The organism is Tateyamaria omphalii (assembly GCF_019802125.1).
Taxonomy (GTDB): domain Bacteria; phylum Pseudomonadota; class Alphaproteobacteria; order Rhodobacterales; family Rhodobacteraceae; genus Tateyamaria; species Tateyamaria omphalii_B.
This window is the reverse complement of record NZ_JAHVHT010000003.1, coordinates 211,318-236,440: the sequence shown is the minus strand read 5'-3', so window position 1 is coordinate 236,440 and position 25,123 is coordinate 211,318. Positions and strand designations below refer to the sequence as shown.

The following is a 25,123-nucleotide window of genomic DNA, read 5'->3' as shown; positions in this document are numbered from 1 at the left end:
ATCACAGATCGGACCCGGCAAGGCGATCAGCAGCAGGGCAAAGCGTCTCATATCACGGCCTTCGTCTTGTCGTTCACCGGACCTCAGTCTAAGGACGCGGCAACCGATCCGACAGACATAAAAAGGTGCCCCATGATCCCACGCTATTCCCGCCCCGAGATGGTCGCGATCTGGGACCCGGCCACCAAGTTCCGCATCTGGTACGAGATCGAGGCCCACGCCTGTGACGCCATGGCCGATCTGGGCGTGATCCCCCGCGAAAACGCCGACGCCGTCTGGAAAGCCAAGGATGTCGAGTTCGACGTCGCCCGCATCGATGAGATCGAAGCCGTCACCAAACACGACGTCATCGCCTTTCTCACACACCTTGCCGAACATGTCGGCAGCGAGGAAGCGCGCTTCGTCCACCAGGGCATGACATCCTCGGACGTGCTCGACACCTGCTTCAACGTCCAGCTCACCCGCGCCGCCGACATCCTGATCGCCGATCTCGAAGGGCTGCTCGCCGCCCTCAAGCGCCGCGCCTATGAGCACAAGGACACGGTCCGCATCGGGCGCAGCCACGGCATCCACGCCGAACCCACGACCATGGGCCTGACCTTCGCCCGCTTCTACGCCGAAATGGACCGCAACCTCAGCCGCATGCGCGACGCGCGGGCGGAGATTGCAACGGGTGCCATCAGCGGCGCGGTCGGCACCTTCGCCAATATCGACCCGGGCGTAGAGGATCACGTCTGCGCCAAACTGGGCCTCGTCCCCGAACCGATCAGCACGCAGGTGATCCCTCGCGACCGTCACGCGGCCTTCTTCGCCACCCTCGGCGTCGTCGCGTCCTCCATCGAAAACATCGCCGTCGAAATCCGCCACATGCAGCGGACCGAAGTGCTGGAAGGCGCCGAATTCTTCTCCATGGGCCAAAAGGGCTCGTCGGCGATGCCGCACAAGAAAAACCCCGTGCTGACCGAAAACCTCACCGGCCTGGCCCGCATGGTCCGCTCCGCTGTCATCCCCGCGATGGAGAACGTGGCGCTCTGGCACGAACGTGACATCAGCCACTCCTCCGTCGAACGCATGATCGGCCCCGACGCAACCATCACGCTCGACTTCGCGCTCGCGCGTCTGACCAGCGTCGTCGACAAGATGCTGATCTTCCCCGAGAACATGCTGGAAAACATGAACAAGTTCCCCGGGCTCGTGATGAGCCAGCGGGTGCTCCTGGCCCTGACCCAAGCAGGCGTCAGCCGCGAAGACGCCTATACCTACGTCCAGCGCAACGCGCTCAAAGTCTGGGAACACCGCACCGACTTCAAGGAAGAGCTGCTCGCAGACGCCGACGTCACGGCAGCGCTCAGCCCCGCAGAGATCGAGGAAAAGTTCGACCTTGGTTACCACACCAAACATGTCGACACGATCTTCGCCCGCGTTTTTGCCGAGGACTGACCGGCCCCAACACGGCCCGCATTCTATGCAGTAAGGCGCATCCTGATGCGCCCAAACCCGTTTTCCTTTTGCAGAACGGCAGCGTTGCCCTACCCTTACGTCACCCGAAGACAAAGGAGACGAAAGATGAAGACCAAAACCGTTCTGGTGGCGCTGGCCCTCACCCTCGCCCCCACACTCAGCCTCGCGATGGGCTGCAACTACGGCAAGCTGGAACAGCAGGCGATGTCCTGCGCCGCAGGCACTGTCTATGACGCCGACACCAACAGCTGCGTGGCGACGACAGGCTGACCGCTCACGTTTTCGTGATCGCATAAGACCGAGGTGCGACGGGTTACCTCAACATCGAACCTGACGCACCTCACGACGGAGACTTAAAATGTTGCGCACGCTGATCCTGACCACCGCCATCGCTTCGGCGCTCGCCCTGCCCACAACCGGCTTTGCCGCAGGCAGCGACGACAACGCAAAGCCCAAAAAAACCCAAACCACGCAGAACTGCCTGAACGTGCGCCAGTGGGACCCGGACAAGAACGCCTATGTCCGCTTTTCGCAGCCCGTGAACGGGGTTTGGGACGCCAAGATCGGCAAGTGCGTGCGCCCCGACAAGACGTCCTATCTGGACGCCGATGAGCTCTACAAAGCCGTGCGCGAGCTGGCCTATGCCGGGCGCTACAACGAAGCCAACACCGTGCTCGACCAGATGCCTGATCAGGCCGAAGACCGCGTGCTGACCTATCGCGGCTTCACGGCCCGCAAGACCGGCCAGCTCGAGTTGGCAAACGTCTACTACAAGCAGGCCATCGACGCGAACCCCGACAACATCCTCGCCCGTTCCTACATGGGTCAGGGAAAGGTCGTCGAAGGGGACACCGTGGCGGCCATGATCCAGCTGCGCGAGATCCAAGAGCGCGGTGGGGCCGGCACATGGGCCGAAGCCAGCCTGCGCGACGCGATCGAAACCGGTACCACCTACAACTACTAAACCCGCGCCCGGGTTGAGGGATTCTCAACCTTTGCCTGCCACAACGACGCCAAATCGTTTCGAGGCAGGACATGACAGACTTGGTACCCATGTCCGCCGCCCCTGCACCCATGCAGCCGGGCGGCGGCGCTTCTTTGACCCCTGCTCCGGCACCGCGGCCGCCCGCGACCCTGTCCCGCCGTGCCAAGGCGGCCATCGTCGTGCGGCTCTTGCTGAACGAAGGGGCCGACATCCCGCTCGAAGAGTTGCCAGAGGACCTTCAAGCACATCTGACCAAGGCGATGGGCTCCATGCGTGTCGTTGACCGCGACACGCTGCAATTGGTCGCCGCCGAATTCGCGGAAGAAGTTGAACGCATCGGGCTCAGCCTGCCGGGCAGCATGGCAGGCGCGCTCGACGCGCTGGATGGAAAGATCAGCGCCCAAACCGCCGCCCGGCTGCGCAAGGAGGCGGGCGTGAAACGGGGCGGCGATCCCTGGCAGCGCATTCGCGACATGGGCGCGGACAAACTGCTCCCGATCCTCGAAGAGGAAAGCGTTGAAATCGCAGCCGTCATGCTCTCGAAACTCGATGTCGCCAAGGCAGCCGAACTCCTTGGCCTTCTGCCCGGCCCGCGCGCCCGCGCGATCACCTATGCCGTTTCGCAAACCGGCGCTGTGACGCCCGAGGCCGTCGAACGCATTGGTCTTTCGCTTGCCAGCCAGATGGATGCAGAACCGCTGCGCGCCTTCGACAACGGCCCGGTCGAGCGTGTGGGCGCGATTCTGAACTCCTCTACCTCGTCCACGCGCGACGACATGCTCGCAGGGCTTGAAGAAACGGACGAAGGGTTCGCTACGGCAGTCCGCAAGGCGATCTTCACCTTCGCCAACATCCCCAACCGCATCGCACCGCGCGATATCCCACGCATTCTGCGCAACGTCGAACAGGAAGATCTGATCACGGCCTTCGCGGGCGCACCAGACATGGGGCTCGATCAATCAGTGGAATTCGTGCTGAACAACATGTCGGCGCGGATGGCCGACCAACTCAGGGAAGAGGTACAGGACGCCGGCAAACAGAAACCGGCAGAGGTCGAAGAGGCCATGGGCAGTATCGTCAAGGCGATCCGCGACATGGAAGCCAGCGGCGACCTCATGCTCATCACCGAAGAGGAAGAATAGGGCATAACCGGCATGGATGCGCACCGTAGGTGACCCAGGTTGGCAGGCACCACGCGCACGGATCCGGCACTGGTAAAGACGCCTGATCAGAAGCGTATCGAAACACCCCCTCACGCGCGGAAACATCGCTGACACGGCGATCACCGAACGGTCTTCTTGTGAACCTGTGGGCCTGGTTCTATGTCTGTCCGTGATTTCGCGCATTGCCAGGCAGTGCGCTCAACACATGGACCCGAATGCGACACGACCCAGAAGTTTTGCCGTGGCAGACCAGACTGGCCTATCTGGCAACGAACGCCGTGGCACGTGGATGTATCGGCGCGGCACTCGCACTGCCCTACAAATGGCGCGTCCCCTTCATGGGATGGATTCTGTCCCACATCGTCGGACCCGCCGCTGGCTTCAAACGGCGCGCCACCGAACATATCGCCTTTGTCCTGCCGGACCTGCCCACCGCCGAGCACGAGCGCATCGCGCGTGAAAGCCTGAACAATGCGGGTCGTACTCTGATCGAAAACTATTCGACCGGCGCGCTGCTGGCGCGCCAAAAGACGGCCCAGATCGACGGCCCCGGCATCGATGCGCTTGAGCAGGCGGCGCAAACCGGCCAGCCGGTCATCCTCGTCACCGGCCATTTCGGCAATTACGAAGCGCTGCGCGCCACCCTTGTCGGGCGCGGCTATGACGTCGGCGGGCTCTACCGCGACATGTCGAACCCCTATTTCAACGCCCATTACGTGCGCACGATGCAGGCCTTTGGTGGTCCCGTCTTTGCCCAGGGACGCAAGGGCACGGCGGGCTTTGTCCGGCACCTCAAATCAGGCGGCCAACTCGTCCTGCTCTTTGATCAACACGTGCAGAAGGCACCTATTCTCGACTTCCTCGGCCATCCGGCACGCACAGCCGTCTCGGCCGCCGAACTGGCCCTGCGCTACAAAGCGCTGCTGATCCCCTTCTACGGCATCCGCAGACCCGACGGGCTCAGCTTTGATTGCGTGATGGAAGCGCCCATTGCGCATTCCGATCCTGAAACGATGACGCAAGCGATGAACGACAGCATCGGTGCACGTATCCGAGCCAATCCAGAGCAGTGGTTGTGGGTGGCCAGACGCTGGCGCACGGACGAGTACTACCCCGACATGACTACCTGAGCTGAGTGGCTGCCAGAATGGGGCCATCGACCCCTTGCTGCACCAGCACCACAAGCGGCTTGTCACCGGGGGCATCCGCCTCGATCGCCAGATCGGTGATGCCATCCCACTGCTGCAAGATCTTCCAACCCTCGGTGACATTCGCATAGGTGATCGTGTGACCCGCATTCTCGCCCCGCGTGATCCGCGCCGTGCGCTCGGGGGTATAGCGCAGCATCTGCACAACCAACGGTCCGGCTGGCTCGGCGCTCTCGGCGACGATGCGCACGCGATCACCGGATTTGGTGACGACCAGGCTGACCGGCGTTGTCTTGACCGCGTATTCAGAAATGACCTTGGACAACTCCATCGGACGCGCACCGACAATGTCCGCTTGCCCGTTGATGATCATCTGCGGAGTGTAGACGGACCGACGCCCTGCCGCGACCGCATAGCCGCGTTGCCGCTTGGCATAATCAGGGTCGGCAAACTCGTCCTTCCAGCCAATGTAGTCCCAGTAGTCCACGTGCAGCGCCAGGGCGATCACATCGTCGCGCTTTGCCAGTTCATGCATCAGCTTGTCAGCAGGCGGGCAAGACGAACAACCCTGCGAGGTAAACAACTCGACCACCACAGGCGATTGCGCGGCAGCGGGCATGACAAGACTGGAAAGAGCCGCAAGGGCATAGGGAATCAGACGTTTCATCAAGGTCGCAAGCTACCTGTGTCGGGAGAGATGTTCGAGCAGTATAGCGTACCTATGGGAGACTCGGTCACAGCGCCAATCAAGGTTTGTTGAGCGTATGTGACAGCCCCTGGACGGGTCCGAGCAAATAAATTGTATGCAATAGTATACAAAATCGTCGCAGAAGCCCCAAATACAGTTGATCGAATCCGCCCAGTTGGGGCATGACGCACCCAATTCGTTGCCCCATCCGTTTCAGGAAAGGAAGACTTTATGCCCATCACCGTAGGCCATGATACCGCCAAGACGCGCAAGACGCTGACCGTCGGCGGTCAGTCCGTAGACTACTATTCAATCCCCGCCGCGACCGAAGCAGGCCTGGGCGATTTCGCCAAACTGCCCGCCGCGCTCAAGGTCGTTCTGGAAAACATGCTGCGGTTCGAGGATGGCAAGACCGTCAGCGTCGACGACATCAAGGCCTTCGCGACATGGGGCGCACAGGGCGGCAAGAACCCCCGCGAGATTGCCTACCGACCAGCGCGCGTGCTGATGCAGGACTTCACCGGTGTGCCTGCGGTCGTGGACCTCGCCGCCATGCGCGACGGTCTGGTGGCCCTGGGCGGTGACCCGGAAAAGATCAACCCGCTCAACCCCGTCGACCTCGTGATCGACCACTCGGTGATGATTGACGAGTTCGGCAACCCGCGCGCCTTCCAGATGAACGTGGACCGTGAATACGAACGGAACATGGAACGCTACACGTTCCTCAAATGGGGCCAGTCGGCGTTCAACAACTTCCGCGTCGTGCCGCCCGGCACCGGCATCTGCCACCAGGTAAACCTCGAATACCTCGCCCAAACCGTCTGGACCGACCACGACCAGAACGGCGCCGAAGTCGCCTACCCCGACACGCTGGTGGGCACCGACAGCCACACCACCATGGTCAACGGCGCCGCAGTCCTTGGTTGGGGCGTCGGCGGGATCGAGGCGGAAGCCGCCATGCTCGGCCAACCGATCTCCATGCTGATCCCCGAAGTCGTGGGCTTTGAGCTGACCGGCTCCATGGTCGAAGGGACCACAGGCACCGACCTCGTCCTGAAAGTGGTCGAAATGCTGCGCGCCAAAGGCGTCGTCGGCAAATTCGTCGAATTTTACGGCGAAGGGCTCGACCGCCTGCCGCTCGCCGACCGCGCGACCATCGCCAACATGGCCCCCGAATACGGCGCCACCTGCGGCTTCTTCCCCATCGACGACGAAACCCTGCGCTACCTGCGCAACACCGGCCGGGACGAGGACCGCATCGCGCTGGTCGAAGCCTACGCAAAGGAAAACGGCTTCTGGCGCGGCGCGGATTATGCGCCGATCTATACCGATACGCTGCACCTCGACATGGGCACGATCGTGCCCGCCATCTCGGGCCCCAAACGCCCGCAGGACTACGTCGCGCTGACCGACGCCAAGGCGGCGTTCACCAAGGAAATGGAAGAAACCTTCAAGCGCCCCATGGGCAAAGAGGTTTCGGTCGAGGGCGAAGACTACACCATGGAATCGGGCAAGGTCGTGATCGCCTCGATCACCTCCTGCACCAACACGTCGAACCCTTATGTGATGATCGGCGCGGGCCTCGTGGCACGCAAGGCCGCGGCCCTGGGTCTCGACCGCAAACCATGGGTCAAAACCTCGCTGGCCCCCGGCAGCCAAGTCGTCTCCGCCTACCTCGAAGCCGCAGGTCTGCAAGAAGACCTCGACAAGATCGGCTTCAACCTCGTGGGCTATGGCTGCACCACCTGCATCGGCAACTCCGGCCCGATTCAGGAAGAGATCAGCAAGGCCATCGCAGACGGCGATCTGGTCGCCACCTCGGTCCTGTCCGGCAACCGCAACTTCGAGGGCCGGATCAGCCCCGACGTCCGCGCAAACTACCTCGCTTCCCCGCCCCTCGTGGTGGCCTACGCACTTGCCGGCACGCTGGACATCGACCTCACGTCCGAACCGCTAGGCCAGGACAAGAATGGCAACGATGTCTTCCTCAAAGACATCTGGCCCAGCAGCCAGGAGATCGCCGAACTGGTCGAAGCGACCGTGACACGCGCGTCCTTCCAGGAGAAATACGCCGAAGTCTTCACCGGTGACGAAAAGTGGCAGGGCGTGGAAACGACCGACCAGAAAACCTACGACTGGCCGCCAACCTCCACTTACGTGCAAAACCCGCCGTATTTCCAGGGCATGTCGCCCGAACCGGGCGTGATCACCAACATCGAAGGGGCCAAGGTTCTGGCCATCCTCGGCGACATGATCACAACCGACCACATCAGCCCCGCGGGCTCGTTCAAGGAATCGACTCCCGCCGGTCGCTACCTGACAGACCGCCAGGTTCAACCGCGCGAGTTCAACTCCTACGGCTCCCGCCGCGGCAACCACGAGATCATGATGCGCGGCACTTTCGCCAACATCCGCATCAAGAACGAGATGCTGGATGGGGTCGAAGGTGGCTACACGCTTGGGCCGGACGGCGACCAGACCTCGATCTTCGACGCGTCCATGGCGCACCAGGAAAACGGCACCCCGCTGGTGATCTTCGGCGGCGAGCAATACGGCGCCGGGTCGTCCCGCGACTGGGCAGCCAAGGGCACAGCCCTCCTGGGCGTCAAGGCGGTTATCGCGGAATCGTTCGAACGCATCCACCGCTCGAACCTCGTCGGCATGGGCGTCATCCCGTTCGAGTTCACGAACGGCGACACCCGCAAATCGCTGGGCCTCAAGGGCGACGAAACCGTCTCCATTTCCGGCCTCGACACCATCCAGCCGCTACAGGAAGTGCCCTGCACCATCACCATGGGTGACGGGACCGTGAAAGAGATCATGCTCAAGTGCCGGATCGATACCGCGATCGAGATCGAGTACATCGAACATGGCGGCGTTCTGCACTACGTGCTGCGCAACCTTGCCTCCGCCGCCTAAAGCGGGTGTGATACTACCAGAACGGGCGCCCCTCGGGGCGCCCTTTTTGTTGGGAGAATACCATGAAAACCGCACTTGTCACCGGCGCCACCCGTGGCCTCGGACACGCCATCGCCCTCGATCTCGCCAAGGACCACAACGTCGCCATCACATGGCGCGGCACCGCGCCGACCGGCCTGCTCACCGATCACCCCAATACCGCAGACTTCCAGATCGACCTCGCCAACCCGGATGCGACGGCGGCCCTGCCCAAACGTGTCATCGACCGGTTCGGCAGTCTCGACGTGATTGTGAACAACGCAGGCAGCATCCTCACCGATGATGCGGAAAATTACGATGCCCAAAAGATCGCAACCAATTTCAACGTCAACGTAAACGCCCCCATGGGCCTCGTCGCCGCAGCACTGCCGCACCTCGAACCTGGTGCCGCCATCGTCAACATCTCGTCCCAAAACGCCCGCCTGCCCGCCATGGTCGCGCACAGCTATTCCGCAAGCAAAGCCGCGCTTGACACATGGACCAAGGTCGCCGCCAAAGCGCTCGGCCCCAAAGGCATCCGCGTCAACGCTGTCGCCCCCGGCGCCGTCAACACCCCCGAAGCAACGCGACCAGACGACATCACCGACATGATCATCAACGACAGCGCCCTGCGCCGCATGGCCAAGCCAGACGACATCGCAGCCGCCGTCCGCTTCCTCGCCTCCGACGCGGCAGGCGCGATCACAGGCGCAATCCTCGACGTTAACGCGGGTTACCGCCTGTAACCAGCGCGGGACCGTCCAGGCGCCCCGCCCAGTCGGACCTCAACAAGCGTGCCGCACAGCGGCGCGCGATGCCCGGCAGTGTATCGCAAAGCGATGCGCGAGAGGGACACTCTCCCAGAGTGTTTGCCGCTGCGCGGACCGGTCCGAATTCCCTGTTTCAAAAAATCCCCGCCGGAGGCTCCCGTCATAAGCGGCAGGAGCCTCCCCTCTCGGTGGGGAAACCCACCTGCCGGGCAGTGGGCAGTCGTATTTTCAGTCAGAAGAAACAGGACGGATCAGAATAGAATGCGCCCTGAGGCGCTCAATTTGACATCGCTTTTTCCAGCGCGGGCAGGAAACGGTTTTCATAATCCGACCCTACGAGCGGCCCCTGGAAGCGGTAGAGTACCGTCCCGTCCCCATCCAGAATGAAAGTCTCAGGCGGCGCGGTCACCCCCCAATCGATGGCCGACCGTGCCGCCGGATCAAAGGCGACAGCCACAAACGGATTGCCATCTTCCTCCAGATATTTGGACGCGGGCCCCTCGGTATCGCGGAAATTCACCCCGATGATCGGCATCCCCTCCGCCGCCATCTCCAAAAGCTTAGGATGCTCGGCCCGGCAGGGCGGGCACCATGACGCCCAGAAGTTCACCAGCGTCACCTCACCCCGCACCAGGTCGCCCGCTGCCACCGGCGCGTAATCTGCAAGCTGCGCATCGGTCAGCGGCGGCGCAGGCGCGCCAATCCGGGTTGACGGCAATTCGTTCGGGTTCTCACGGAACATCCCCACGGCCGCGAGCGCCACAAAACCCGCGAAAATCCCAATGGGCGCCAGCATCAACGGCGACAGCTTAGCCATTGCGCGCACTCCGCCGCTCAACCGCCTCCATCTCGGCGCGCACCTTGCGCCCACGCCAGACGGTCAGCACGACAATGGCCACGAGCAGCACAATCGACACGGCATAGGCCGACAGCACCGCTTCAGCATACTTCCCCAGATCAGGCATCACGCTTCCTCCGCCTGCAGGGGCGCGCCCCGCGTCTCACGCGCCATCAAGGCGCGCGTCCGGCGTACCCGTATCTCCGTCCCCGTCCGGTACAGCACCAGCGCCAGAAACAGCAGGACAAACCCACCAATGCAGACCAGCAGCGGGAAATAGAACACGTCCGCCACGTTCTCTTCCTTGTCGAGGCTCAGCGACGCGCCCTGATGCAGCCCCTGGTTCCAGAAGAGCACCGCATAGCGGCTGAGCACGGCAAAGACGGTACCCACCAGACATAGGATCGAGGTCAGATCCGCCGCCGTATCTGGATCCTCAATCGCCTCCCACAAAGCCACGTAGCCAAGATAAAACAGAAACAGGATCAGGAACGACGTCAGTCGCGGGTCCCACGCCCACCACGTCCCCCACATCGGCTGCCCCCAAATCGCGCCCGTAAAAAGCGCAATCAGCGTCATCACGATGCCAACAGGCGCCGCCGCACGGGCGGCCAAAGCGGAAACATGGTGCCGCCGCACGATCCAGATCAGTGACGCCACCAGCATCATGAACCACGCATTGATCGCCATCAGAGCCGATGGCACATGCAGATAGATGATCTTCACAGTCGAGCCTTGCCGAAAATCATCCGGCGTAAAGAAGAACCCCCAGACCAGCCCCACAACCAGACAAATGCCAGCACCCCACCACAGCCACGGCTGGACACGCTCGCTCAGGCGCAGAAACTTGACAGGGTTGGCGTATTCCCAAAGTGACATGTCTCGATATCTAACCCCTCGCGGTCCCCGTCTCAATCGACATCCACGTTATCTCAGGTTCACCCGCAACACAGCCCCTGCGGCAAATGGCATCGCTGCCAGAACAGCCAGCGTGATCCCCGCCAAAAGCAACAACGGCGTGACGGGATCGAGGCCTTCTGCCGCCCGCCGCGCAGCCTCCGCCCCGAAGATGAGCGTCGGCACATAGAGCGGCAAAACCAGCAGCGACAACAAGAGCCCACCGCGCTTGATCCCTACGGTCAACGCCGCGCCAAAGGCCCCGATCATCGACAACGCAGGCGTGCCGAGGGCAAGGCTAAACACCAACACGCCGTAGCCCGACGGCGCCAGGTTCAACAGCACCCCCAACACAGGCGCCGCCAACACCAAAGGCAACCCAGTCGTCACCCAATGCGCCGCCGCCTTCACGGCCACGATCCCCTCCAGCGGCAAGGGCGAGGTCGCCAGCAAATCCAGCGCGCCATCCTCCCAATCCACCGCCAAAAGCCGATCCAGCGACAACAGGCACGCCAACAACGCCCCCAGCCACAAAACCCCCGGTGCAATCTGCGTCAGCAGCGCCGATTGCGGCCCCACACTGAACGGCACCAGAACCACGACAATCAGGAAAAACGCCAGCCCAAGGCCAAACCCGCCACCCGCGCGCAAGGCCAGCGCCAGGTCACGGAAAAACAGCGCCCTCACAGAAATGCCTCATCAGCCGCATCCATCCGCGCCGCGGCCGCACGAAAGCCAGACACATCCAGCGTCTCGGCCTCAATGCCCAAATCAATGTGCGTCGCCATCAACGCCGCCCCGCCCCGCGCCAAATGCGCCCGCACCGCATCGGCAAACAGCGCAACCGACGCCGCATCCAGCGACACCGTCGGCTCATCCAGAACCCAGACATCGCGTCCGGTCACCATCAGCCGCGCAAGACCCAAACGGCGCTTCTGCCCCGCTGACAACCGCCCCGCAGGCCGATCCACCAGATCTTCCAGATCAAACGCGGCCAGCGCAGGCGCAATTTCCGACTGCCCAAACACCGACGCCCAGAACCGCAAATTCTCAGCGACAGTCAATGCCGCCTTCAACCCATCCGCATGGGCGGCATAGGCAATCCGGTCCTCGGCCCCAACAACAGTCCCCGCCATAGGCACCTGCAACCCGGCCACCGTGCGCAGCAGCGTCGTCTTACCCGACCCGTTTGGCCCCCGCAGCACCAGCGCCCGACCAGGCCCCAGCACAAAACTCACACCGGCCAGAACGGGCACCCCACCACGGCCCACAGCCAGATCAGTGACAGTCAATTCCATGAAACATGGCTAACCGATTGAGCGGCCTGCCAAAAGCCCATACTTCACTTGGCTGGATAAACTCCGGGGGACGCGCAACGCGCGGGGGGCTGGCCCCCTCCGCCCTCTCAGACAGGCAGCACCGCCAGCGCAATGCGGCGCCCTTCGCTGAGCAGCACGTTATAGGTCCGCGCCGCCGATGGCGACGACATCACCTCGACGCCCAGGCCCGCCTCTTCCAGCGCGGCCCGCAGATCGCCGGGAATATGCGCAATATCCGCACCAGTCCCCAGAAACAGCACATCCACCTGATCGGCCAAATCCAAAAGCGGCGCGCGGTCGTCATAACCACACCAACCGCCCGTGCCCGCGGGACCGGTTAACAAGCCACCTTCAACCACCTCACCGCCAATGCGGAAAAACCCCGGCCCATAGCCCTCAACAGGCTGAGCGTCGGTATAGGTGATCTCATTGAGGCGCATGACCCATCTCCCAAATCGGCAGGCCCAGAATAGCGGATGCCGCGATCACGATATAGGCCACCGTGCGGAAAAGTCGCTCTGCCTGCGGGTCGAACAACCATGCGCCCGCGACGTTCGCAACCATGTAAAGCGGCACCATCACCAGCCCGATGATGACCGCCTGTGCGTCCAGCAGGCCAAAGACCACAAAGATCCCCAGCATCATCACGTCGATGCCCAAGAGATAGAGCAGGAAGTTCGCCCGGATCACCGAAATCGCCTTGGCCGACGCCATATAAAGCAGGATGACCGGCGGACCAGGGATGCCTGCGAGGCCACCCAGAAAGCCACCGAACGTACCCACGCCTACAGTCGTGCGCGGCCCCATAAGCCCGCGATAGCGCCAGCCCGAGATCAGCGCGGCCAACAAGATCAGAATGGCAATCGACACACCCCAACCAAAGGCCTCGGGGTTCACAAAGGACAGTGTCCACAGCCCCACGGGCAACCCGATCGCCACGCCCAGCAGCAGCCACCCGGCCTCCCGCAGGTTGCCGTTGCGCAGGGCGGGGCGCAGGTTCGGCAACGGCCCCCAGAACTCCACGACGGTCAAAAAGGCCAGCGCTGCAAAGGGTGACAGGACTGAACTCGCCGCCGCCATGATGATCATGCCCGACCCGAACCCCGCAAAGCCGCGCACCAGTCCCGCGGCAACAATCGCCGCGACAAGCCACCAGATCCCAGGCAGCGCGAGCGCCTCAGCCACCACCGCGCTCATTCCCCGAACACCGGCAAGCCCATGACAATCGCCACCGCGATGATCACATAGGCCACCCGCCGATAGAGCACCTGCATCGCCGGATCGAACAGTGCCTGCCCGATGCGCGAGGCCACGCCATAAGGCACGATCAACATCAGGCCCAGCACGACGGCCTCAACAGTCAGAAGCCCCTGCATCGCCATCAGCGGCACGGTCAGCAGCCCCGTGATGGTCAGAAACACCAGCGTGTTGGCCCGCGCCCGCGCCACACCCTCCTGCCCGCTCAACTGAAACAGAACCATGATCGGCCCCACCAGCCCCGTTGCGCCACCCACGACCCCAGTCGCCGCGGCAACCGACACGCGCGCCGCCCGCGTCGGCGCCGCCCTGTACCGCCAGCCCAGCACCAACGCGACCAAGGTCAGCGTCGTGACGCCCAGCACCGCCCACCGCATGGTCGTGACGTCATTCAAGCGCAGGATCGCGATCCCAAGCGGCAAAGCGAGGGTCGCCACGACAATCATCAGCACCACATTCGGCCGGTCGGCTTGGCTCCAAGCTCTGGGCACCACGGACACGAGCGACGCCAGCGCCGTCACACCAAAGGCCGCAATCGCCATCTCGACGGGGACAAACGCCGTCGCCACCGGCATATAGACCAGCGCCGCGCCAAAGCCCGCAAAGCCATAGACGACACCCGCCACCATCGTGACGACCAGCACCCAGCCAAAGCCGGGCAGCGCCAGCGTATCCGCAATCATTCCTGACATGATGTGCCCAGCTTGCAGGCACTGCGCCTGCAAGCAAGGGCCAGTTCGGCGCCGGCGCTAGGCCAGCGCCTCAGGCGTCCACATTCGCAAACTGGTTGCCCGCATTCGCATCAGGCTTTGACCAGTCACGCTTCACGCCCAGCCACAGCAGGATGGTCGACGCAACAAAGACCGAGGAATACGTCCCGACAATCACACCCCAGATCATCGCAAAGACAAAGCCACGGATCACATCCCCGCCCAGCACGTACAGCGAAATCAGCGCCAGCAAGGTCGTAACCGAGGTCATCACAGTCCGGCTCAACGTCTCATTGATCGAGATGTTCAGAACTTCGTTCAGCGGCTTCTTCTTGTACTTCCGTAGGTTCTCCCGCACCCGGTCGAACACCACGACCGTGTCGTTCAGCGAATAGCCCACAATGGTCAAAAGCGCCGCGATAATCGCCAGATCGAACTTGATCTGAAGCTCGGAAAACACACCAATGGTCAGGATCACGTCATGGACAAGGGCCGCCACGGCCCCCAGCGCAAACTGCCACTCGAACCGCAACCAAATATAGATCAGCACCGCCCCGATGGCCAAAATTACCGCAATAGCCGCCGTCTGGATCAACTCGCCCGACACTTTCGGGCCGACGGATTCCACCGACACAAACTGAATATCTGGCACCGACGCACTCAACGCCGCCTGCACATCGCGGATGGTCTCGGGCGTCACCGCCTCCTGCCCTTCCTGCGCCTGGATGCGGATCATCGCCACGTTCTGATCGGCGTCAAAGGTCGGATCAAACACCTCGGTGATCGAGATATCGCCCAACTCCAGCGGCGTCAGCGCGTCACGATAGAGACCAATGTCCACCGGCTGCGCACTCTCCGTCCGCACGGTCGTCCCACCGCGGAAGTCGATGCCGTAGTTCAGCCCCTGCAACAGGAAAGACACCGCCGCCAGCACGATCAGCAGCCCGGAAATGCCCAACCAGACTTTCCACCGGCTGAAAAAATCGAAATTGGTGCCCTGTTTGACCAGCTTCAGTCGCATCTTACACCTCGATTGTCTTGGGGCGGCGGCGTTCAAACCACATTACCACCATCAGCCGCGTCACGAAGATCGCGGTAAACACGGACGTCAGAATGCCCAGCCCCAGCGTGATCGCGAACCCGCGCACAGGGCCGGACCCCATGGCGAACAGGATCACAGCGGTGATGAAGGTCGTGATGTTGGCATCCAGAATGGCCGACAGAGCCTTTTCGTAGCCCAATTCAATGGCCCGCGCAGGCCCGCGCGACGACTTCAACTCCTCGCGGATGCGCTCGAACACCAGCACATTGGCGTCCACAGCCATACCCACGGTCAGCACAATCCCTGCAATACCCGGCAAGGTCAGCGTCGCCCCGATCATGCTGAGCAAACCAAAGATCAGCCCGATATTGATGATCAGCGCAATATTGGCAAACAGCCCGAACAGACCGTAACTCAACCCCATGAACACCAGCACAGCGGCAAAGGCGACCATGGTCGCCACCTTGCCCGCATCAATACTGTCCTGCCCCAGCTCCGGCCCAATCGTCCGCTCTTCAAGGAACGTCAGTTCCGCAGGCAACGCACCCGCGCGCAACAACACGGCGAGGTTCGTCGACTCCTCGACCGAGAAACGACCGGTGATAATCCCCGATCCACCCGGGATATGGCTCTGAATCACAGGGGCAGACACAACCTCATCATCCAGCACAATGGCAAAGGGTGAGCCGATATTCTCAGCCGTGTAATCCCCAAACCGCCGCGCGCCTGTCGTATTGAACCGGAAAGACACCGCCGGGTTGCCGTTTTGATCAAAGCTCGGCTGCGCATCGACCAGATCCTCACCCGTCACCACAGGCGCGCTCTCGATCACATAAAACAGCCCCGGCTCGTCCAGCGACGGCACCAGCTTGTTGCCCACACCGGGGGCCGCATTCTGGTCCGACGTCCGGTTCACAACCGGGTTGAACGTCAACTGCGCCGTCGTCCCGATGATCTCTTTCAACTCGGCAGCCGACCCGATGCCCGGCACCTGAATGAGAATCCGCTGCGCGCCCTGACGCTGAATGGTCGGCTCCCGCGTACCAACCTCGTCAATCCGACGACGCACGATCTCCAACGACTGCTGCACCGTCCGCTCGTCCGAGGCGAGCTTCTCCTCGTCACTCAACTGAACCACGACCACATCCGGCCCATCGGCACTGACAACAATGTCGTTCGCACCCACGGCCGTCAGGCTTTGCACCGGCTGCGCCAGCGTCCGCACAAGCTGCAACGCCCGCTGCATCCCCGCAGGCTCGCCAATCCGAATGCGCAGCACATCGGCGTCCGAGGGCTGCAACCGAATGGTGCCAATGGTCGCCCGCTCCGCGCGCAAGGTATCGCGCACCTCAGGCCACATCGCCTCGATCCGGCTGGCATAGACATCCTCTACCTGCACCTCGGCCAGCAAATGCGCGCCCCCGCGCAGGTCCAACCCAAGGTTCACCAGCGCCGACGGCATGAAATCCGGCCACTGCGCAAACAGCGCCTGGTTCTCCGGCGTATCGGCGCCCAGCTCGATGGCCTGCGCCGCATCATTGTGCTGCTCGACGCGGGTATAAAACCCGTTCGGCAGGGCCAGGATCAGGCCAAGCGCGCACAGCGCCCAGATCAGAACCCGTTTCCAGCTCTCGATCTGAAGCATTACTTCGCAGGCTCGGTCTTGTTGAGCACCTGCGCGATAGTGGACTTCACGACCCGGACCTTCACGCCCTCGGCCAGCTCCACCTCGACCTCATTGTCTTCCTTGACCTTTGACACCTTGCCGATCAGCCCGCCCTGGGTCACCACCTGATCCCCCCGGCGCAGGGCCTCGACCATGGCAGCGTGCTCCTTGACCTTCTTTTGCTGAGGCCGGATCAGCAAGAAATACATGATCGCAAAGATCAGGATCAGGGGAATGAACTGGCCGATGGCTTCCATGGGAATTGTCCTTGGTCTTGGGGCGGATTCTGGCCCGCTTCAGAGTTTGGCAGAACCTATGGGCGGGGGCCGTTCTGTGCAAGGCGGAAAGGGGTTTGCGGGCACAACAGATCACGCCGGTGCGATCAAACTGCGTCTGCCAGTCCCGTAAGCGACGGGGAACTGCGATCAAGGCGCCTCTGTCCAACGGGTCCGGACGGCTTTGCGCACTGCCCCCTAGGCCAAACCTTTCCCAATTCCTAAAGACGGTCTTCAAACGTTAAAACCCTTAGAACGTTAACGAAACCTTGGCGCTCATACGCCAAGGAAAACGCGCAGCTTGATCGGCAAAATGTGCAGTTTCATCAAAACCCGCCAAATTCGGCAGGAATTGGCCTCGCCAAAACACGCAGTTTTAACCCCAAACATCGCAGTTTGCCCGCAACACCCCGCCTCCGCCCCACCGTACGCTGCCTTAACCTCTTGGCCCCTGCCCCCTGATCGGGCATAGGGGCGGCACCGTAAATTTCAGTCCAAAGGATCAGACCGATGCACGACATTCGCGCCATCCGCGCCAATCCCGCCGCTTTCGACGCCGCCCTCGCGCGCCGTGGGGACGCTGCGATGTCGTCGTCCCTTCTGGCCCTCGACGAAGCGCGCCGCGCCAAGATCCTCGCGGCCGAAACCGCACAGGCCGAACAGAACAAGGCCAGCAAGGAAGTGGGCAACGCCAAGGGCCGCGGGGACGAGGATGAGTTCCAGCGCCTGCGCGCCCTAGTCGCTGAAAAGAAAGCGGAAATCGCGCAGATGCAGGAAGAGGCCAAAGTGCTCGACGCCGAGCTGACCGACGCCCTTGCGCGTATCGCGAACCTGCCAGCCGACGACGTGCCAGACGGCGCGGACGAGGACGATAATGTGGAAATCCACAAATGGGGTGAGCCGCAAACCTTTGATTTCGAAGCAAAAGAGCATTTCGACATTGCAGGCGTCACCGCCTCGATGGACTTTGAAACGGCCGCCAAAACCTCCGGCAGCCGCTTCGTCATGCTCAAGGGATCGGTCGCCCGCATCCACCGGGCACTGGCGCAATTCATGATCGACACCCATGTCGATCAGAACGGGCTCACAGAGGTGAACAGCCCCGTGCTCGTGCGCGACGATGCCATGTATGGTACTGATAAACTTCCCAAATTCGGCGAAGACAGCTACCGGACCGAGGACGGCATGTGGCTTGTCCCGACCTCCGAAGTGCCCCTGACCTACACGGTCGCTGGCGACATTCTGGACGAGGCGACACTGCCCATCCGCATGACGGCCCACACGCTCTGCTTCCGGTCCGAGGCAGGCAGCGCAGGCCGCGACACTGCAGGGATGCTGCGGCAGCACCAATTCGAAAAGGTCGAGATGGTGTCGATCACCCATCCCGACGGCTCCGAAGACGAGCAGAAACGGATGCTTGATTGCGCCCAGGGCATCCTTGAAGCCCTTGAAATCCCTTACAGAACCGTCGTTCTATGCACGGGCGACATGGGCTTTGGCGCACGCCGCACCTATGATATCGAAGCGTGGTTGCCCGGACAGAACACCTATCGCGAGATCAGCTCTGTCTCGACCACGGGCGACTTCCAGGCGCGCCGCATGAACGCACGGTTCAAGCCCGCAGATGGCGGAAAACCGCAGTTCGTTCATACACTTAACGGCTCCGGCCTCGCCGTGGGCCGCTGCCTGATTGCGGTGTTGGAAAACGGCCAGCAAGCCGACGGCTCGGTGTCCCTGCCCAAAGCACTCGCACCCTATCTGGGCGGCAAGACGACCTTGGCCGTCAACGGGTCGCTCTCCTAGAGCCGCAAGGATCCGGGGCGGTAATCAGGCCGCCCCGTTTTGCGCGCCGTGACCGAGGGGTGCAGTTCCAGATCGGACATGGGCCCCTGCCGCCATTTCCTCAGCCAGGACAGGCTCGTGTCCATCTGTACATCCACCAGCGGATCGGGTGTGGTCGGCGGGAATTTTGTTTGCGGATCAATGGTTAAGCGCCCCGCGCCCTGCACCACCCAGTCCAGCGTGATCGCTGACAATTCCTTCGACGACCCCGACCCGCCGACAATCCCGTGATTGCCCACGAACCACATCTGCTGGTAAGGGCGCAGGGGTCCTGTATCACCGTTGTTCAGGCCCTTGTCACCGTCGAGATTGTCCCACTTCGCGGGCTTGTAGAGCACGCGCAACTCGTCCAGCGCCAGCGCGTGGCGCGCAGATTGTACAAGGCTCGACAGCGCCATGTCATGGAATGCATATTGCAGGTTCCACACCGTCGCGACCGGTCCCAGCAGGGATGGCGGAATGCCCCGTGCGCCCACTGTGTCCCAGACCCCGAGATAGGGGATGGCGACCATGCGGGACGTGTCGTTGCGCCAAGCCAAGTCACTGACAGAAGTGCCAAATTTCGGAGACATCTCGCGCCGCGCCGCGCGGATGTGGGGCGCGTCCGGGTGGTTCCGCTTGCCGCGTTTGCGGTAGAGTTGAAACGCCTTGTTGATCCCATCGGTACTCGTGTCCTGCACAATCCCACATTTGCGGATCATCCCTGCCACGGACCGGGCGGTATAAGCCCCACGTGAAAATCCGAAAAGATAAATCTCATCGCCGCTGTGATAGGCCTGCGCGAGAAACTGGTAGGCCTGCTTGACCTTGGCGTCGAGCCCCCACCCAAATGCTCCACCGGCATATTTGTTGAGCATCTTCATCATGGGACCATCAAACCGCCTGTCGGTCCCGATCCCTTTGAAATAGGCCACGACCTGCCCCTTGGCCGGGTCGTTGACCAGTGCCTGTGCGAGCTTGTGCACACTGGTGGGTTCGGGGATGTCTGGCGAGTTCCAGGTTCCGTCACAGAAAATCGCAATACGTGTCATCGTGGGCCAAGTCCTTGAAATGTAATGTGCCAGACTACGTTTTGCCTGGCTGAAATGCGGCTATTGCTTAAAAGATGAGCCGGACGCGAAATTTTGTAAACGGTGGAAATCCATGCCTGCCCTCGTACTGATCCTTACCCTGACCTTTGCCGCGTCGCCGTTCTGGGTGCCCGATTTCGGCGGGTTCGAGAGTGATCAGTTCCCCATTCCGCAGGTGAACCCGCCGGTCCAGCCCGCGGGCTATGCCTTCGCCATCTGGGGCGTGATTTATCTCTGGCTGCTTGTCGGTGCAGCCTTCGGCGCAATCAAGCGCTGGTCAGCGCCGGATTGGGTACCCATGCGCGCGCCGCTGGCCGTGTCCTTGGCTGTCGGCAGCGTCTGGCTGCCGGTGGCGGTGCAAAGTCCGGTCTGGGCGACGGTTTTGATCTGGGTGATGCTGATCAGCGCGCTGATTGCGCTCTGGCGCAGCCCGCGGCTGGATCCTTGGGCCGCAGCGTGGCCGGTGGGCCTTTATGCTGGCTGGCTGAGTGCGGCGAGTTTTGTGGCCTTGGGGCTGATGCTGGCGGGCTATGGTTTTACGTCCGGGGGGACGGCAGCGTGGGTGATGGTGACGGCTGCGGTTGTTTTGGCGTTGATTATTCAGCGGCGTTTGGAGCGGGCGCCGACCTATGGGATCGCGGTGATCTGGGCCTTGGTGGCCATCGCGGTTCAGAATGGGTTTGATCCGCGATCGGTGGCGGTTCTGGCGCTTTTGGGGGCGGTTTTGATGGTTCGGCCCGTCATCATCGCCTTTGCTGCACGCGGGTAGTGTCCCACGCTGGGACATTACAAATTCAGCGCAATTTCAATGACTTGAAATCATGAACAAAGGGTAAACCGCGTCAGCTGCGCCGCCCTTCGGTATGTTTGCGCAGCTTGGATGGCCCTGCCTTTTTCCGGCCCTTGTAGGGGTTGGCGTCGCTTTGGCCGCGCATGAAGAGACGGATCGGCGTGCCCGGCATGTCGAAGTCGAGACGCAAACCATTGACCAGATAGCGGTTGTAGCTTTCGGGCACCTTGTCGGGGTGCGAGCACATCACGACGAAACCTGGCGGCCGGGTCTTGGCCTGGGTCATGTAACGCAGCTTGATCCGTTTGCCTTGCGGTGCGGGCGGCGGGTGCTGTTCGAGCATACCGGTCAGCCAGCGGTTCAGAGCCGCCGTGGGCACACGGCGGTTCCAGACGTCATAGGCGCGCAGGATGGCGCCGTGCAGACGGTCGAGGCCGCGACCGGTCTTGGCCGAGACGGTCACGAGCGGGGCGCCTTTAAGCTGGGGCAGAAGCCGTTCAAAGCTCTCTTTCAGCTCTTTCAGCTTGGCCTGCTTGTCGTCCTCGACATCCCATTTGTTGATGGCGATGACGACCGCACGCCCTTCGCGTTCGGCGAGGTCTGCGATCCGCAGGTCCTGTTGTTCGAAGGGGATGGCGGCATCGAGGAGCACGACAACCACCTCGGCGAATTTCACCGCACGCAGGCCGTCAGAGACGGAGAGTTTTTCCAGCTTTTCCTGCACCTTGGCCCGCTTGCGCATGCCTGCGGTGTCGAAGATGCGCATGGGCGTGCCGTCCCAGTCGGTGCGCAGGGAGATTGCGTCGCGGGTGATCCCGGCCTCGGGACCGGTCAGAAGGCGGTCTTCGCCGATGATGCGGTTGATGAGGGTGGATTTGCCCGCGTTCGGGCGGCCCACCACGGCCACTTGCAGGGGTTTCGAAGCCGTGGGTTGGGGGACCTCGTCGGTATCCTCCTCGTCCACGCTCACGTCGGTTTCGGGGTCTTCCTGCGCGTTTTTCTCCGCGAAGAGATCGGCAAGGGGCTGCAATTGGGCATAGAGGTCCGTCAGGCCCTCGCCATGCTCGGCAGACAGGCGGATGGGTTCGCCAAGGCCAAGCGAGAAGGCTTCGAGCACCCCGGCGTCTGCGGCGGCCCCTTCGCCCTTGTTCGCGGCCAGCAGCACGTGATCGGCGCGCTTGCGCAGGATGTCGGCAAAGATTTCATCGGTAGGCGTGACCCCCGCCCGCGCGTCGATCATGAACAGGCACACATCGGCCATGTCCACGGCGCGTTCGGTCAGCTTGCGCATCCGGCCCTGCAGGCTGTCATCTGTCGCCTCTTCCAGACCGGCAGTGTCGATGACGGTAAAGCGCAGATCGGCCAGCTTGCCCGGCCCCTCGCGCAGATCGCGCGTCACGCCCGGTTGGTCATCGACCAGCGCAAGGCGCTTGCCGACAAGGCGGTTGAACAGCGTCGACTTGCCCACATTGGGCCGTCCGACAATGGCGAGGGTCATGGTCATGGGGTGCGTATCCGACAGATCAAGCCGTGCACATAGACCATGCGCGCGCCCACTTAAAGGGGGTGGGTGTGGCCCCGGTCTTGCCTTGCGGGATGCATCGGCTTTTTCTGTATCCATGATGTTCCCGGCAGAGATACGAACCGACCGGTTGGTCCTGCGCCCGCCTGTCTTGCGGGACTGTCGGTTTTTCGTTCGCTTACTGGGGAATACGGACACGCGCCGCTATCTGGGCGGGCCGGTTCCGTGGCGACATGCGGTCCGGCGATTTCGGGATTACCTGTCATTGCCGGATGGGGTGGCGGCCTGGATTGTGTGCCGGTCTGGGGATGATGTGCCGCTGGGACTTGTCGAGTTGAGCCCCCACAAGGACGGGACCGATTATGAGGTGTCGTATCAGTTCGATCCTGCTATCTGGGGCAAGGGGTTTGCGCACGAGGCTGTTGGCGCGGTTCTGGATCACGTGTTGCATGGCGACGGTCTGGAGCGCGTGATTGCGGAAACCCAAAGTGCCAACACCGCGTCCTGCCGGTTGCTGGAGCGTTTGGGCATGACCGAGGTGGCGCGGCTTCAGCGGTTTGGCGCGGAGCAGGTCATTTATCGCTCTGCGGCGAAACCGGAGATGTAGTGGCAGGTGACGGGAGCCCGTGTCGCGGGGACGTCTGGCCCGGTGTTTACCGATAGGCCAGCAACTGCCCCTTGCGCGAAACGACATAGAGCGTTTGGCCCGCCACGACCGGCGCAGTCGAGGCGCCGCCGGGAATGTCTGTCACCCCGGTGAGATTGCCGTTTGTCGGATCGAAGCTGCGCAGCACCTCGTCCGAGGAGGCCACCAACAGGCGCCCACCAGCGAGGACGGGGCCATGATGGGCAAAGACTTCGGACTGGCGCTGGGGCCGCTCGCGCACGAAATTCGGCAAGCGGGTGCCCCAGATGCGGCTGCCATCCTCGGCGTTGAGCCGCACCAGTTCATTGCGGTCCGAGATCAGGAATACGCTGTCGCCCACGGGCAGGACAGTGTCGATCGCGCCCTCTCCTGCCGTCCAGATCGGTGTGCCGGAGCCTGCGTCCACGGCCACCGTCCGCCCGGACTGGTTGCCGGCGTAGATCACGCCATCCTTGGCGATCGGGCGACCGGTGACATCATCCACCTTGGCCAGCGCGCGGCCCTGCCGTTCGCCCAGAACAGACGCATCCCAGCGGCGCAGACCGCCCTGACGGAACACGGCCTGCAATTCGCCGGAGCCAAAGGAGAAGACGGCGAGCCCGTCCGTCACGATGGGCGCCGGTCCACCGAGCACGTTGGTGCGTGCCTCGGAACTGGTGACCTGCCATGCGATGCGGCCATCGTCCTTTTCAATGGCCCAGCCGGTGTCATCGCCCGCCATCACGTAAACGAGGTTTTCAAAAACCGTGGGACGCCCGACGCCGATGGCTTCAAGTTCTTGCGTCCACAGCTGCCCGCCGGTGCTGGTGTCGAGGGCCGTGAGCGTGCCGAGGCCGCTGGAGACGTAAAGCACGTTGCCGTCAACAGCGAGCCCGCCGCCTGTGCCCTCACCCCCTTCGGCGCGGGCTGGCAGGATGTCGCGTTGCCAGAGCAGCTGGCCGGAGGTCGAGACGGCAGAGACCGTCGTTTCGGCATCGAGCGTGAAAACACGCCCGCCCGACACGACCGGGTCGGCCACGATGCGGTGTTTGCGGCTGTCGCCTGCGCCGATGTCCAGTGACCAGATCGGCGTGAGCGTTCGGTTCAGTTGCGGGTGATCGGTGCGGAATGCCGGTGTGCCAAAGCTTTGCGCGGCGTCGGCATTGGCGACCTGCGGCGGCAGGCTGATGTCGCGCGCGGCGTCTGTGAGCGCCTCGGCCTCGGCCGTTTGGGCCGACAGGATGGCCGACACGGGCTCGCGTTTGCCGGGCAGGATGGTTTCGCGTTCCGCGCAGCCTGCCAGAACGGCCAGAGCCACGGTTACCAGAACGGCACGGCGCTGCGTGTGAAGTCCCATGCCCAGATTCCCCATCGTCCGACTCATCTTAGTCTCCGGCGGTCTCTGTGGCCTCTGGCGCGCCGCCCAGCGCCACCATTGCCTGTAGGGCGCGGCGTTGCAAGCCCGGGGTCGCTTCGGCGTCGTCGAGAATGGCCTGGAAGCGGGCGATTGCCGCCTGCGTGTCGCCGGTTTCGATGTCGATGAGCGCCAGTTGTTCTTCGGCGTGCAGGCGCAGGCGGACGCCCGGTACGGCCAGTGCTTCGAAGCCCTGGCGGCGGGTCTGGGCGTCTTGCGTTTCGGATTGCAGCATCAGGGATTTGAAGGTTGCAATCTGGCGGTAGATCAGCGGCAGGTCGGCGGATTGTGCGATCGGTGCAAGCGTTTCGATGGCGGCGCCGCTCTGGCCTGCTTCCGCTTGGGCCCCTGCGGTCATGAAGGCAAGCACGGCGGCACCTTCGGGCGTTTCGGCAGTGACACCGGCCAGTGCTTCGGCGCGGGCGTCATCTTCGTTGGCGGCCAGGGCGGCAAGCATCGCGTCCCCGAGCGCCTGGGCGCGCGCCTCTTCCTGGGCGCGGCGGTATTCGTTGAAACCGGCAGCGCCGACAATCAACAGAATGGCAAGCCCGGCGATCCAGCCGTAGCGCTTAACGTAGCCGAACATGCGGTCGCGGCGCACCTCTTCGGTGACTTCATCGATAAAGCTGTCGGTGTTGCTCACGCCCGCGCTCCCAGTTTCCGGGGCGGATCCCTCCGCCGCACCGTTGTTTTCGCGGATGTCT

The 25,123-nt window shown here is 62.7% G+C and carries 26 protein-coding genes; 10 read left to right on the top strand and 16 right to left on the bottom strand.

Annotated elements, in window-relative coordinates:
* Nucleotides 1-132 precede the first annotated feature (132 nt).
* The 5 genes from purB (at nt 133) to KUV51_RS13545 (ending at nt 4,739) form a co-directional block, all read left to right on the top strand.
* Nucleotides 133-1,440, top strand: coding sequence for an adenylosuccinate lyase (purB, locus tag KUV51_RS13565; protein ID WP_222522176.1), 1,308 nt, complete (start codon nt 133-135; stop codon nt 1,438-1,440).
* A gap of 126 nt (nt 1,441-1,566) precedes the next feature.
* Nucleotides 1,567-1,731: a carbohydrate-binding module family 14 protein gene (locus KUV51_RS13560; protein WP_152612928.1), complete on the top strand. Its 165-nt coding sequence runs from the start codon at nt 1,567-1,569 to the stop codon at nt 1,729-1,731.
* Between the two features lie 88 nt (nt 1,732-1,819).
* Nucleotides 1,820-2,425 (top strand): tetratricopeptide repeat protein, encoded by a 606-nt coding sequence (locus tag KUV51_RS13555; protein WP_222522175.1) that lies wholly within the window; start codon nt 1,820-1,822, stop codon nt 2,423-2,425.
* Between the two features lie 71 nt (nt 2,426-2,496).
* Entirely contained in the window at nt 2,497-3,588 is a 1,092-nt protein-coding gene (locus KUV51_RS13550) for a flagellar motor switch protein FliG (protein ID WP_222522174.1), read from the top strand.
* Nucleotides 3,589-3,824: 236 nt separating this feature from the next.
* Entirely contained in the window at nt 3,825-4,739 is a 915-nt protein-coding gene (locus KUV51_RS13545) for a lysophospholipid acyltransferase family protein (RefSeq protein ID WP_222522173.1), read from the top strand.
* On the opposite strand, the gene KUV51_RS13540 is transcribed toward KUV51_RS13545, so the two are convergent.
* On the bottom strand, nt 4,732-5,424 hold the full coding sequence (locus KUV51_RS13540) for a DUF1223 domain-containing protein (RefSeq protein WP_222522172.1): 693 nt from the start codon (nt 5,422-5,424) through the stop codon (nt 4,732-4,734). The genes KUV51_RS13545 and KUV51_RS13540 overlap by 8 nt on opposite strands.
* Before the next feature lie 252 nt (nt 5,425-5,676).
* Here KUV51_RS13540 and acnA point away from each other — a divergent pair, with 252 nt between their 5' ends.
* Entirely contained in the window at nt 5,677-8,364 is a 2,688-nt protein-coding gene (gene acnA / locus KUV51_RS13535; protein WP_222522171.1) for an aconitate hydratase AcnA, read from the top strand.
* A 62-nt stretch (nt 8,365-8,426) separates the two neighbouring features.
* On the top strand, nt 8,427-9,128 hold the full coding sequence (locus KUV51_RS13530) for an SDR family NAD(P)-dependent oxidoreductase (RefSeq protein WP_222522170.1): 702 nt from the start codon (nt 8,427-8,429) through the stop codon (nt 9,126-9,128).
* Between the two features lie 301 nt (nt 9,129-9,429).
* Here the strand turns inward: KUV51_RS13530 and KUV51_RS13525 are convergent, their stop codons facing one another.
* The 11 genes from KUV51_RS13525 to yajC all read right to left on the bottom strand — a co-directional run bounded on the left by KUV51_RS13525 (nt 9,430) and on the right by yajC (nt 17,138).
* Nucleotides 9,430-9,969, bottom strand: coding sequence for a DsbE family thiol:disulfide interchange protein (locus tag KUV51_RS13525; protein ID WP_222522169.1), 540 nt, complete (start codon nt 9,967-9,969; stop codon nt 9,430-9,432).
* The gene (gene ccmD / locus KUV51_RS13520; RefSeq protein WP_222522168.1) at nt 9,962-10,117 is read right to left on the bottom strand and encodes a heme exporter protein CcmD; all 156 of its coding nucleotides are present in this window, start codon (nt 10,115-10,117) and stop codon (nt 9,962-9,964) included. The genes KUV51_RS13525 and ccmD overlap by 8 nt, the downstream gene beginning before the upstream one ends.
* Nucleotides 10,117-10,869 (bottom strand): heme ABC transporter permease, encoded by a 753-nt coding sequence (locus tag KUV51_RS13515; protein ID WP_222522167.1) that lies wholly within the window; start codon nt 10,867-10,869, stop codon nt 10,117-10,119. Before KUV51_RS13515 ends, ccmD begins: the two co-directional genes overlap by 1 nt.
* Before the next feature lie 48 nt (nt 10,870-10,917).
* Nucleotides 10,918-11,574, bottom strand: coding sequence for a heme exporter protein CcmB (gene ccmB / locus KUV51_RS13510; protein ID WP_222522166.1), 657 nt, complete (start codon nt 11,572-11,574; stop codon nt 10,918-10,920).
* A complete protein-coding gene (ccmA, locus tag KUV51_RS13505) occupies nt 11,571-12,185 on the bottom strand; it encodes a heme ABC exporter ATP-binding protein CcmA (protein WP_222522165.1) in 615 nt (204 codons plus the stop codon). The genes ccmB and ccmA overlap by 4 nt, the downstream gene beginning before the upstream one ends.
* A gap of 107 nt (nt 12,186-12,292) precedes the next feature.
* Complete coding sequence (locus KUV51_RS13500; RefSeq protein WP_222522164.1) at nt 12,293-12,646, bottom strand: Mth938-like domain-containing protein; 354 nt, start codon at nt 12,644-12,646, stop codon at nt 12,293-12,295.
* On the bottom strand, nt 12,633-13,403 hold the full coding sequence (locus KUV51_RS13495) for a sulfite exporter TauE/SafE family protein (RefSeq protein WP_222522163.1): 771 nt from the start codon (nt 13,401-13,403) through the stop codon (nt 12,633-12,635). The genes KUV51_RS13500 and KUV51_RS13495 overlap by 14 nt, the downstream gene beginning before the upstream one ends.
* Nucleotides 13,400-14,155, bottom strand: coding sequence for a sulfite exporter TauE/SafE family protein (locus KUV51_RS13490; protein ID WP_222522162.1), 756 nt, complete (start codon nt 14,153-14,155; stop codon nt 13,400-13,402). The genes KUV51_RS13495 and KUV51_RS13490 overlap by 4 nt, the downstream gene beginning before the upstream one ends.
* A 70-nt stretch (nt 14,156-14,225) precedes the next feature.
* Nucleotides 14,226-15,194, bottom strand: a complete 969-nt coding sequence (gene secF / locus KUV51_RS13485) for a protein translocase subunit SecF (RefSeq protein ID WP_222522161.1) — start codon at nt 15,192-15,194, stop codon at nt 14,226-14,228.
* Nucleotide 15,195: 1 nt separating this feature from the next.
* Nucleotides 15,196-16,860: a protein translocase subunit SecD gene (gene secD, locus KUV51_RS13480; RefSeq protein WP_222522160.1), complete on the bottom strand. Its 1,665-nt coding sequence runs from the start codon at nt 16,858-16,860 to the stop codon at nt 15,196-15,198.
* Entirely contained in the window at nt 16,860-17,138 is a 279-nt protein-coding gene (yajC, locus tag KUV51_RS13475; RefSeq protein ID WP_189368725.1) for a preprotein translocase subunit YajC, read from the bottom strand. The genes secD and yajC overlap by 1 nt, the downstream gene beginning before the upstream one ends.
* A 528-nt stretch (nt 17,139-17,666) precedes the next feature.
* Between yajC and serS the strand changes: the two genes are divergently transcribed.
* On the top strand, nt 17,667-18,959 hold the full coding sequence (gene serS / locus KUV51_RS13470) for a serine--tRNA ligase (protein WP_222522159.1): 1,293 nt from the start codon (nt 17,667-17,669) through the stop codon (nt 18,957-18,959).
* Here serS and KUV51_RS13465 read toward each other — a convergent pair.
* On the bottom strand, nt 18,956-20,029 hold the full coding sequence (locus KUV51_RS13465; RefSeq protein WP_222522158.1) for a DUF2235 domain-containing protein: 1,074 nt from the start codon (nt 20,027-20,029) through the stop codon (nt 18,956-18,958). The two genes, serS and KUV51_RS13465, sit on opposite strands and share 4 nt — an antisense overlap.
* A 112-nt stretch (nt 20,030-20,141) precedes the next feature.
* Between KUV51_RS13465 and KUV51_RS13460 the strand changes: the two genes are divergently transcribed.
* Nucleotides 20,142-20,837, top strand: a complete 696-nt coding sequence (locus KUV51_RS13460; protein WP_222522157.1) for a tryptophan-rich sensory protein — start codon at nt 20,142-20,144, stop codon at nt 20,835-20,837.
* Nucleotides 20,838-20,910: 73 nt separating this feature from the next.
* Here the strand turns inward: KUV51_RS13460 and der are convergent, their stop codons facing one another.
* Complete coding sequence (gene der, locus KUV51_RS13455) at nt 20,911-22,362, bottom strand: ribosome biogenesis GTPase Der (protein ID WP_222522156.1); 1,452 nt, start codon at nt 22,360-22,362, stop codon at nt 20,911-20,913.
* Between the two features lie 115 nt (nt 22,363-22,477).
* Here der and KUV51_RS13450 point away from each other — a divergent pair, with 115 nt between their 5' ends.
* Entirely contained in the window at nt 22,478-22,987 is a 510-nt protein-coding gene (locus tag KUV51_RS13450; protein ID WP_222522155.1) for a GNAT family N-acetyltransferase, read from the top strand.
* A 46-nt stretch (nt 22,988-23,033) separates the two neighbouring features.
* Here KUV51_RS13450 and KUV51_RS13445 read toward each other — a convergent pair whose 3' ends face one another.
* Both KUV51_RS13445 and KUV51_RS13440 read right to left on the bottom strand, forming a co-directional pair.
* A complete protein-coding gene (locus tag KUV51_RS13445) occupies nt 23,034-24,389 on the bottom strand; it encodes a PQQ-like beta-propeller repeat protein (protein WP_261385844.1) in 1,356 nt (451 codons plus the stop codon).
* A gap of 1 nt (nt 24,390) precedes the next feature.
* On the bottom strand, nt 24,391-25,062 hold the full coding sequence (locus tag KUV51_RS13440) for a hypothetical protein (protein ID WP_222522154.1): 672 nt from the start codon (nt 25,060-25,062) through the stop codon (nt 24,391-24,393).
* Between the last annotated feature and the right edge of the window lie 61 nt (nt 25,063-25,123).